Below are 6,370 nucleotides of genomic sequence, written 5' to 3'. Positions count from 1 at the left end.
GGGGATCGCCGGCCAGCTCGGCTGAGCGCGGCGCCGGGGCCCGCGCCGTCGCCGGCGGCAGCGGCGCCGACAGGCCGCAGCGCCGCCACCACACCGCCAGCTCGCCGAGCGCCCAGGGGTCGAAGCTGTCGAGGTCCATCGCCGCCACGGCCGCCAGCTCCTCATGGGCCGTGTCCAGCTCGCCCGCCAGCCAGGCCGCCTCGACCAGGGCGAAGCGCACCGGCGCGATCAGGTGCAGGTCGCCGGTCTCCAGCGCATGCCGCAGCGCCTGCTGCAGCAGGGAAAGGCCGTCCGCCTCGCCGAGCCGCATCCGCACCCGGCCCAGCACGATCAGGGCCGGCAGGCGGATGGTCGGCGCCAGCAGCTCCAGCCCGACCACGCCGCCGGCGATCGACTCGGCCTCGCGGAACCGGCCCTGCTCCAGCCGCAGCCGGGCCTGCCAGCCGAGCTGGTAATGGGTCCAGGAATCGAGGTCGTGCCGGGTCTGGTAGGCGATGCCCTCGGCCAGCACCCGCTCGGCCAGGGCGAAGTCCTTGAACGTCACCGCATACTCGGCGAGGTTCATATAGGCCCGGGCGGCGTGCTCGCGGAAACCGTGCCGCAGCGCCAGGGCCAGGCTCTCCTCCATCATCTCCAGCCCGCCCGGGCGGGCGACGAACAGCAGCGCGGTGGCGACGTTGTTCAGCGCATGCACCCGGGTCTCGACATCGCCCAGCCGGTCGGCCAGGGCCATCGCCCGCCAGCCCCATTTCACCGCGTCGTCGACATGGCTCTGCTGCATGTGCAGCTGCGACCGCACGCTGTAGGCCATCGCCAGCTCCGGCCCCGGCGGCAGGCGCTCCAGCTCGCGCACCGCCTCGTCGACGCAGTCGCCGGCCTGGCGCACCTCGCCGCGCGACCACAGCAGCCGCGCCAGCGCCCGCAGGTTGAGGCCGACCTTGTCCATCCGCCCCAGCTCGCGCCACAGGGCGATGGCGTTCTGCCGCGCCTCGATCACCGTGTCGTCGATGCGCAGCGCCAGCCCGGCCTCGTTGGCCCAGTCCTCGTGCAGCTGCGCCGCCACCATCCTCGGCGCCTCGCCGGCATAGCGCAGGGCGGTGGCCAGATGCGCCGCGGCCTGGTGATGGGCGCCGAGGCGCGAGGCCTGGGCCGCGGCCTGCGGCGCCAGGGCCAGGACGCGCCCGCCATCGTCGGCCGCCGCGGCATGGTGCACCTGGCGCGGCAGCAGCGCGCCGGCCAGGGCGGTCGGGGCATAGGCCATCGCCGCCTCGACCCGGGCGTGCAGCGACTGCTGCACGGCGGGCGAGATCTGGTCGAGCGTCGCCAGGCGCGCCAGCTCGTGGCGGAAGCCGATGGCGCCGTGGTCGTCGCGCAGCAGCATGCCGCGGGCGATGCAGCGGTCGACCGCGGCGTCGGCCCTGGCCCCCAGCAGCGCCCGGGCCAGCCAGGGCTCGATGGCGCCGGGCACGATGCTGACCGTCTCCAGCGCCTCGCGCTCGTCCGGCGCCAGCCGCGACAGCCGCGACCAGATCGCGTCGCGGATCGAGGCCGGGATGCCGTGGGCACCGGAATCCTGGCTGGCCAGCAGCTCGGTGACGAAGAACGGGTTGCCGGCGGTGATCCGGTGCAGCTCGGCGGCGGAGCGGCCGGCCTGGCGCGCCAGCGCGGCCACGGCCTCGGGCGACAGCGGCTGCATGGCGACGCGCACGGCCGTGGCCGGCAGGTCGCCCAGCACCTGCCGCAGCGGATGGTCCGGGCCGACCTCGTCGCTGCGATAGCTCAGCACTAGCAGCGCCGGCAGCACCGGCATGCGGCGGCCGAGATACTTCATCAGGTCGAGCGTCGCATTGTCGGCCCAATGCGCGTCCTCGAACACCAGCACCGTGGTCTCCACGGCTTCCTGCAGCGTGTTCAGCAAGGCGGGGAACAGCCGCTCCGGCGCTGCCGTCTGGTCCAGCAGCGCCGCCATCCGGGGGCCGAGGGCATGCGCCATGTCCTGCAGCGGGCCCAGCGCGCGCGGCGTGAACAGCGCCTCGGACCCGCCCCACAGCACGCGAGTGCCGGGGCCCAGGCGCCGGGTGAACTCCTGCAGCAGGGCGGTCTTGCCGATCCCGGCCTCGCCGCCGAGCACGACGGTGCCGCCATGCCCCTCCGCGGCGCGTCGGGCCAGGTCGATCAGTCGGTCAAGCGGCTCCTCGCGCTCGATCAGCATGAAAGCGGCGACTCCCCTGTGCCTGCTGGGATTTCAGGCGAAGCGGGTGTCGAAAACAAGGCTTCATGTCCGATTTTTGCTGCAGCGCACCGACAATCGGCGGGGCAGTTTCAGTTTTGCAGCATCGACGCGCCCATCCCGACCAGGGCGCCGCCGAACAGGCGGTTGCACAGCCGGGCGCGGCCGGGCTGCTGCAGCCAGCGGCGCAGCGCATGGGCGGCGACGGCGTTGGTCAGGATGCCGAGGAAGCCGATCGCGGTGAAGCTGGCGGCCAGCAGCGACAGCTGCGGCGTCGCCGGCAGCGCCGGGTCGATGAATTGCGGGAAGAAGGCCGGGAAGAACAGCAGCGTTTTCGGGTTGGTGGCCGAGATCAGGAACCCCTTCCAGAACCGCGCCCCGACCGGGATGACGGCGCCGGCCTCGCCCCCCGCTTCGGCCGCCATGCCGCCGCGGGCCCGCCATTGCTGGATGCCGAGATAGACGAGGTAGCCGGCGCCGGCCCAGCGCAGCAGGTCGAACCACTGGCCCAGCAGCGCCAGGAACGAGCCGATGCCGACCACCGCCAGCGACGCCTGGATGGCGATCGCCAGCGTCGCGCCGGCCACCGTCGTCACCGTGCGCACCCAGCCCAGCGCCAGCGCGTGCGACAGCGCCAGGATGTTCACCGGCCCCGGCGTGACGCTGAGGATCAGCGCGGTGACCAGGAAGGTGCCGTACAGGTGCCAGTTCATGACGGGTCTCGGGGGAGCCGGGCGAACACCGCGCGGCCGTCCCGGGCCGTCGCGGCGAGTCAGATAATATTGTTGCGTGAGGTAACATAATTACCCACCCGGCGAGGCCTGCCGTCCTGCGAGGGGAGGCATGCAACTTTGCCGCGCTGCGGCGCAGGATCCGCATCCATATTCTCAAATTGAGAATAGTCGTAAGGTAAATTTTGGTAAGCCGCGGGAGCGCTGCTAGGGTGCCTCCGACCTCATCTGTGGACCTCGTCATGACCGATCGTCTCGTCATCGCCCTCGCCCAACTGAACCCGACGCTCGGCGACGTGCGCGGCAACATCGACAAGCTGCGCCGCGCCCGCGACGAGGCGCGTCAGGCTGGCGCCGATCTCATGCTGGCCAGCGAGCTGGCGGTCAGCGGCTACCCGCCCGAGGACCTGGTGCTGAAGCCCTTCTTCCTCGACGCGGTGGAGGAGGGGGTGCGCGAGCTGGCGGCCGAGACCGTCGAGGGCCCGGCGCTGCTGATCGGCACGCCCTGGCGCGACAACGGCCGCGTCCACAACGCCGTGCTGCTGCTCGACGGCGGCAAGGTCGCGGCGTCGCGGTTCAAGCACGACCTGCCGAATTACGGCGTGTTCGACGAGAAGCGGGTCTTCGCCGCCGGCCCGATGCCGGGGCCGATCCCGTTCCGCGGCGTGCGGCTGGGCGTGCCGATCTGCGAGGACATCTGGACCCCCGACGTGGTCGAGTGCCTGCAGGAAACGGGCGCCGAGCTGCTGCTGGTGCCGAATGGCAGCCCCTACGAGGCCGGCAAGGCCGAGCAGCGGCTGCAGATCGTGCTGAACCGGGTGACCGAGAGCGGCCTGGCCATGGCCTATCTCAACCAGGTCGGCGGCCAGGACGAGCTGGTGTTCGACGGCGCCTCCTTCGTCATCGGCCGGAATGGCGGGCTGCGGCGCCAGCTGCCGTCGTTCCGCGAGCACATCGCCATCACCGAATGGGTGCGCGGCGAGGAGGGCTGGGACTGCGTCGAGGGCGAGCGCATCGCCCCGCCGGAGGGGGTCGAGGCGATCTATGGCGCGATGGTGCTCGGCCTCAGAGATTACGTGAACAAGAACCGCTTTCCTGGTGTTCTGATTGGACTTTCCGGCGGCATCGACTCCGCGCTCTCGGCCGCGGTGGCGGTCGACGCGCTGGGCGCCGACCGGGTGCATTGCGTCATGCTGCCGTCGCCCTACACCAGCCAGGACAGCCTCGATGACGCGGCCGGCTGCGCCGAGACGCTGGGCGTGCGGCTCGACAGCATCTCGATCGCGCCGGCGATGCAGGCCTTCGAGGCGATGCTGGCGCCGCTGTTCGAGGGCGCCACGCCCGACATCACCGAGGAGAACATCCAGTCGCGCGCCCGCGGCGTCACCCTGATGGCGCTGTCGAACAAGTTCGGCAAGATGGTGCTGACTACCGGCAACAAATCCGAGATGTCAGTGGGTTACGCGACGTTGTACGGCGATATGTGCGGCGGCTATTCGGTCTTGAAGGACGTCTACAAGACCACGGTCTACGAGCTGTCGCGCTGGCGCAACCAGGTGCTGCCGGAGGGGGCGATGGGCCCGGCCGGCCGGGTGATCCCCGAGCGGATCATCACCAAGGCGCCGACGGCGGAGCTGAAGCCGAACCAGACCGACCAGGACACGCTGCCGCCCTATGACGCGCTGGACGACATCCTCAACTGCCTGGTGGAGGAGGAGAAGAGCGTCGACGAGATCGTCGCCCGCGGCCATGACCGGGCCACGGTGGCGCGGGTGTGGCGCCTGCTCGACCGCGCCGAGTACAAGCGCCGCCAGGCCCCGCCGGGCGTCAAGCTGACCCGCCGCAACTTCGGCCGCGACCGCCGCTACCCGATCACCAACTCGACGCTGAGCCTGATCTGAGGAGGGAGCGGTGGCCGCCGGGTTCGACGGCCGCCGCCGGCCCCTGCGGGAAATCGCCGATTCCTGCGACATCAGCCTCCGCTGCCTCGTCTCGGGACCCGGCGATTCAGGCTGGCAATGGCTTGTGCTGCGGGATGGATTGCTTCGCTGCGCTCGCAATGACGGTGCGGGGGAGCCGCCCCGCCCCCGCCAACCCTCACCGTCATCGCGAGCCCCGAAGGGGCGTGGCGATCCAGCTTGGCGCCGTCCGAGCGGCTGAAGTGGATTGCGTCACCACACGCCCGATGACAGGCTCCCGACTTGATGCAACCCGTCGTCTACATCATGGCGAACAAGCCCAGCGGAACCCTCTACACCGGTGTGACGTCCCATCTCTCGCGTCGGGCGCACGAGCACCGCACCGGCGCCACTAAGGACTTCACCTCGCGATATGGCTGCAAGCTGCTGGTCTGGTACGAGCCGCACGCATCGATGCTCGACGCCATCGCCCGCGAGAAGCAGATCAAGGCCGGGCCGAGGCGGGCCAAGCTGGCTCTGATCGAGGCCATCAACCCGGACTGGCGGGATCTGTACGAGGATCTGGCCTGAGCTAGCCGCTTGTTGCCGGTGCAACGATCCGGTCCGGCACCGTTCGTGCTGCAGGATGGATTGCTTCGTCGGCTTCGCTTCCTCGCAATGACGGTTCGGGGTGATCCACCCCCGCCACCCCTCACCGTCATCGCGAGCCCGGAGGGCGTGGCGATCCAGGTTGGCGCCGGCCGCGCCGGTTAAGGTCACGCAATGTTTCATTGCGCGGCCTCGCGATCTTGTTCATGATNCTCGCAATGACGGTTCGGGGTGATCCACCCCCGCCACCCCTCACCGTCATCGCGAGCCCGGAGGGCGTGGCGATCCAGGTTGGCGCCGGCCGCGCCGGTTAAGGTCACGCAATGTTTCATTGCGCGGCCTCGCGATCTTGTTCATGATACGTTCTATGGAGCCCGCACCAGAGGATCTCGACGTCCAGGCCTATTGCCGCAGCCTCGCGCTGCAGCAGATCCAGATGCTCACGCGCCTGGCCGAGATCGCCATGCAGCTCGCCGAGGCCGAAGGCGCCCGCGCCGTCGCCGCCCAGGCCAGGGCCGTCCAGCCCAAGGCCGATGAGGCCGCGGTGCAGGACGCCCGGGCCGAGGCGCAGGAGGCGGGGATGGCCTTCAGCCGCTTCTCCCGCTCGGTGCACCGCTCTCTGGCSCTGCGCAGCCGCGCCGCCGACAGCCTGTGCACCCGCGACAAGGCGCAGGCCGCCGACCGCGAGGCCGCCCGCCAGGACCGCCGCGACCGCCACCGCAACGAGGTCGAGGGCGTGCTGCGCCACATGATCTGGGACGAGATCGAGGATTTCTCCCGCGTCGAGGCCCTGCATGCCGAGCTCGAGGAGCGGGTCGAGGAYCTCTACGATGACGAGACCCTCCGGGTCGAGGACCGGCCGTTGGGCTCGGTGATGGCCGGTCTGGCCTGCGGCCTGGGCC

General features: G+C 70.9%; 5 protein-coding genes. 3 read left to right on the top strand and 2 right to left on the bottom strand.

Translation table 11 applies throughout. The features are described from left to right. Both BWR60_RS35340 and BWR60_RS35335 read right to left on the bottom strand, forming a co-directional pair. Nucleotides 1-2,212 (bottom strand): ATP-binding protein (locus BWR60_RS35340; protein WP_088157933.1); only part of this gene is annotated, 2,212 nt, incomplete at its 3' end. A 110-nt stretch (nt 2,213-2,322) separates the two neighbouring features. Further along, nucleotides 2,323-2,943 (bottom strand): LysE family translocator, encoded by a 621-nt coding sequence (locus tag BWR60_RS35335; RefSeq protein ID WP_088157931.1) that lies wholly within the window; start codon nt 2,941-2,943, stop codon nt 2,323-2,325. A gap of 260 nt (nt 2,944-3,203) precedes the next feature. On the opposite strand from BWR60_RS35335, the gene BWR60_RS35330 reads away from it, so the two are divergent. The 3 genes from BWR60_RS35330 to BWR60_RS35320 all read left to right on the top strand — a co-directional run. Further along, complete coding sequence (locus tag BWR60_RS35330; RefSeq protein WP_088157929.1) at nt 3,204-4,862, top strand: NAD+ synthase; 1,659 nt, start codon at nt 3,204-3,206, stop codon at nt 4,860-4,862. A 303-nt stretch (nt 4,863-5,165) separates the two neighbouring features. Beyond that, nucleotides 5,166-5,450 carry a GIY-YIG nuclease family protein gene (locus BWR60_RS35325; RefSeq protein WP_218823834.1) on the top strand — a complete coding sequence of 95 codons (285 nt, stop codon included), beginning with the start codon at nt 5,166-5,168 and terminating at the stop codon, nt 5,448-5,450. Nucleotides 5,451-5,835: 385 nt separating this feature from the next. Further along, nucleotides 5,836-6,370 (top strand): hypothetical protein (locus BWR60_RS35320; RefSeq protein WP_144445875.1); only part of this gene is annotated, 535 nt, incomplete at its 3' end.

Origin of the sequence: Inquilinus limosus (assembly GCF_002195995.1) — a bacterium.
In the GTDB taxonomy this organism is placed as follows: domain Bacteria; phylum Pseudomonadota; class Alphaproteobacteria; order DSM-16000; family Inquilinaceae; genus Inquilinus; species Inquilinus limosus_C.
This window is presented reverse-complemented; position numbering and strand designations above follow the sequence as displayed.

Coding starts and splice junctions, on each gene's coding strand:
- BWR60_RS35335 (WP_088157931.1), bottom strand. CDS start 2,943: ATGAACTGGCACCTGTACGGCACCTTCCTGGTCACCGCGCTGATCCTC.
- BWR60_RS35330 (WP_088157929.1), top strand. CDS start 3,204: ATGACCGATCGTCTCGTCATCGCCCTCGCCCAACTGAACCCGACGCTC.
- BWR60_RS35325 (WP_218823834.1), top strand. CDS start 5,166: ATGCAACCCGTCGTCTACATCATGGCGAACAAGCCCAGCGGAACCCTC.